Here is a 3,660-nt window from a genome sequence, read left to right as displayed (position 1 = left end):
ACTCAAATGATCGAGGCAGATATGAATATCATGAGGAACTGCGTTTTTCGCATTGTGATGCCGGAAAGGACTAAAAACATAGGTGTCTACGGCACTGGGAGTATCTCGTCTCACCTTATGTAGCACGCCCTTATATCCCCGCCAGCTTTCCAACCGTTCATACGGTTTAGAGGAATTGCGGCTTTTACGACTGAAGATTAATCGTCGTAGCCAATCAAAAATATCGAGGAGGAACCTATCAATTTTCACCCTATTTCAATCTCCAACGGCTAAAAATTTTGAATATCAGCTAGAGGCACCCTAAATCATTCCGTGTAGGACTTACACAATTCGTGCAGTATCCTGACAATGCTAAGCAGTCTGAGCCAGGCTATACCCACGCAAACTTGCTCAACGGCGTAACTCCCGAGATATATTCATTGGCGAGTGAATACATACTTCTATATAACCCGTTGAAAAACGTTGAAAGTAGCGTGATATTCCTGATCTTTAGTTGAAACTTACGCTAAGGCTTAAAGGCGAGATAAACCCGTATTCCGCGAGTTCAGCAGTTCATGAAGAAATCGCTAACAGTTTCAGTTAAACACCTCGTAAAAGTACTGGGTGGTCGCTGGAAACACTGACAAACGGGCAACTCATATTTCAGACCGCAGACTGTCGTATGAGCCTGTCCCAGGAGTTTTAGGTTGAATTTCTAGGGAAATCCTACACTATGAGAGACAGCACAATCCGTCCGGTTTTTAGCAAGATCGTAGATTGTGTGGATAAACGGATACCTCCGTCCGGGAATGGTTCCAAGCTCGATTCGAAAATTCGGGCAAACAGTTGGCTACCCTTTCGTCGTAGTGTACAAAGTAGAGTCTCATCCAAAGCAATTCATTCGGAGGCGCATTAGCCTCATTTACCGCACAACGATATTGTCCCCCTCCACAGAGACAGCATAGGATGCAAGGGGTTTAGTGGAGGGGCCTTGGACAAGGCTGCCATCTGGGCCAAACTGCGAGTTGTGACAGGGGCAAACGAATAGATTTTGAGCTGCCTTCCAATCGACCATACAACCTGCGTGGGGGCAGGTCGGATTCACCGCGATCGCGGTATTGTTAGCATCTTGAATCACCATCACTGCGCCAAGAGCTGTGTCTTCTCTGAGGATGGGGCGATCGCGACTCAGTTCAGATACAGTACCGACGACTTCACCATCAGCCGATGGGCTAGCACTCGTGTCTGAACTGGTTGATTCGGGGGCACAGGCAGCGATCGCTATTGGCAATGATGTCGCTAGGCTACCTACACCGATCCATGTTAGAAACTCACGTCGATCCATGAGTTCGCTCCAATAGGGGGATAGAAACAAAACAACGAAACCTTGAATGCCATAAATCCTGCAATGCGCCCCCAAGAACTCAAAAGGCAATGCTTATTCAGTCGTTCTGACGGCTACCCTAACTGTACTCCATTTATCCTGAAATGAGCCTTTTGAAGGGCGATCGCCAAGTGAAGCGTCTTTATAATTCCATAGAATACCAAGGCTATGATCAGCAGCCTGATGGAATTGGATTTGAGGAGTCAGCGCATGGTGGCCGATGCAGACATCGTGATTATTGGCAGCGGTATTGGCGGGCTATGTTGTGGTGCATTACTGGCTCGATACGGTTTAAATGTGATCGTATGCGAAAGCCACTCGATTCCTGGAGGGGCAGCCCACAGTTTTGAGCGCAACGGCTATCGGTTTGATTCGGGCCCTTCCCTCTACTCTGGGTTATCGCATCCATCTGCGAATCCCCTACGCCATGTGCTAGACGCGATCGCCGCTGACATCGACTGGGCACTCTACGACACCTGGCGCTGTTGCTTACCGGAAGGCGACTTCGATACCGCTGTCGGAGCCAATCAGTTTTGTGAGGTGCTGGAAACCGTGCGAGGGAGTAGTGCCGTACAAGAATGGCGACGGCTGCAGCAGGTCATGCGACCCTTGAAAGATGCGGCGATCGCTATTCCTTCCGCAGCGGTGCGATTAGACGGGGGAGCGTTGACCACCGTAGGCCACTATCTACCTGCGCTCCTGCCTCATACGTTTAACGCCTTCAAGCTTGCAGGCCCGTTTAGCACGATCATGAACGGGGTGGTACACGATCCCTTTATCCGCAACTGGCTAGATTTACTCTGTTTTCTGCTTTCGGGGTTATCCGCATCGGGAACCAGTGCGGCTGAGGTTGCCTTTATGTTTGCGGAATGGTATCGTCCCGGCGTGGCGCTGGAGTATCCCATCGGAGGCAGTGGGGCGTTGGTGGAGGCGCTGGTGCGTGGCTTGGAAACCCACGGTGGGACATTAAAACTGCGATCGCACGTAGAACAGATTCTAGTGGAAGAGAACCGTGCTATTGGCGTTCGGTTACGCAACGGTGAGGAGATGCGCGCACGACAAGCGGTCATTTCTAATGCATCCGTGTGGGACACATTACCCCTCATACCAGAGGGAGCATTGCCGACCTCATTTCGGACTCAACGACAATCTACTCCACCCTGCGATAGCTTTATGCATTTACATCTTGGGATTTCAGCCGAAGGACTCTCTCCCGATTTAGCCTGTCATGCGATTGTCGTGAATGACTGGGAACGGGGGATCTCTGCACCGCAAAATGTTGTGCTGATCTCCATTCCCTCGGTGTTAGATCCAGCCTTAGCACCTTCGGGCAAACACGCCATCCATGTCTACACACCTGGAAACGAACCCTACCAGCCTTGGGCTGGATTGTCGCGCCAAAGTGATACCTATAATGCTCTGAAAGAGGAGCGATCGCGCCCAATGTGGGCGGCTCTACGTCGTGTAATTCCAGATATTGGCGATCGCTGCGAACTGGCACTGGTAGGTACACCGTTGACCCACGAACGCTTTCTCTGTCGCCACCGAGGTTCCTATGGCCCTGCCATTCAAGCGGGACAGGGACTCTTTCCAGGCGCAAAAACACCCTTAAAGGGACTCCTCTGCTGCGGAGATTCAACGTTTCCAGGAATTGGGCTGCCTGCGGTCGCGGCAAGCGGCATGATTGCGGCGCATTCGTTGGTTCCGGTCGCGGATCAGGTGAAATTGTTGCGATCGCTCAACCTCTGGTAAATCCTGCTTTGCGGTAGTTCCAAAATAGTGCTATCGACCGAATTGTAAAGTTTTGCAAATATCGAATAAAATGACCTGCCTCTCCTTGAGAACCCATTAGAAGTGATTCGTTTCTCACTCAAGGAGAATTAAAAATGGCCGTAAATCAAATAACCAATCAATCTGACACCATCACACCTCAACTCTTCGGTAGCCCAGCTACAGCTTTGAATGACACCTTCAATACGCTGGGAGGGAATGACCATGTCGATGCAGGATTGGGTGATGATTCTATTCGAGGTGGAATTGGCAATGACACGATCTTTGGCGGTGGGCCATTCGGCTTAGTGTCGGGAGGCAACGATAAACTTTGGGGAGAGGACGGCAATGATGTTCTTGAGGGGCAAGGTGGTGACGATATTCTCGATAGTGGAGATGATAACGATATTCTGAGGGGTGGTTTAGGGCAGGATCAATGTTTGAGACAGGATGGTAACGACGGCACTGGTCGCCTAATAAGTGATGGATAGAATGAAAAGGTAGTGAACCAGTTCTAGCGATGCCCT

The 3,660-nt window shown here is 50.3% G+C and carries 3 protein-coding genes; 2 read left to right on the top strand and 1 reads right to left on the bottom strand.

The window, feature by feature from the left end:
* Positions 1 to 901 precede the first annotated feature (901 nt).
* Positions 902 to 1,324 carry a ubiquinol-cytochrome c reductase iron-sulfur subunit gene (locus tag IGR76_16360; protein ID MBF2080040.1) on the bottom strand — a complete coding sequence of 141 codons (423 nt, stop codon included), beginning with the start codon at positions 1,322 to 1,324 and terminating at the stop codon, positions 902 to 904.
* 249 nt (positions 1,325 to 1,573) lie between these two features.
* Between IGR76_16360 and IGR76_16355 the strand changes: the two genes are divergently transcribed.
* Complete coding sequence (locus IGR76_16355) at positions 1,574 to 3,115, top strand: NAD(P)/FAD-dependent oxidoreductase (GenBank protein MBF2080039.1); 1,542 nt, start codon at positions 1,574 to 1,576, stop codon at positions 3,113 to 3,115.
* Between the two features lie 134 nt (positions 3,116 to 3,249).
* Positions 3,250 to 3,624, top strand: coding sequence for a hypothetical protein (locus tag IGR76_16350; protein ID MBF2080038.1), 375 nt, complete (start codon positions 3,250 to 3,252; stop codon positions 3,622 to 3,624).
* The last annotated feature ends 36 nt before the right edge of the window (positions 3,625 to 3,660 follow it).

The sequence above is a fragment of the Synechococcales cyanobacterium T60_A2020_003 genome (genome assembly GCA_015272205.1).
GTDB lineage: Bacteria > Cyanobacteriota > Cyanobacteriia > RECH01 > RECH01 > JACYMB01.
Note: the sequence above shows the minus strand (reverse complement) of the source record. Positions and strands in the feature narration are given on the sequence as shown.

Excerpts from the sequence above, each read along its gene's own strand:
- IGR76_16360 (MBF2080040.1), bottom strand. The coding sequence starts at position 1,324 with ATGGATCGACGTGAGTTTCTAACATGGATCGGTGTAGGTAGCCTAGCG.
- IGR76_16355 (MBF2080039.1), top strand. The coding sequence starts at position 1,574 with ATGGTGGCCGATGCAGACATCGTGATTATTGGCAGCGGTATTGGCGGG.
- IGR76_16350 (MBF2080038.1), top strand. The coding sequence starts at position 3,250 with ATGGCCGTAAATCAAATAACCAATCAATCTGACACCATCACACCTCAA.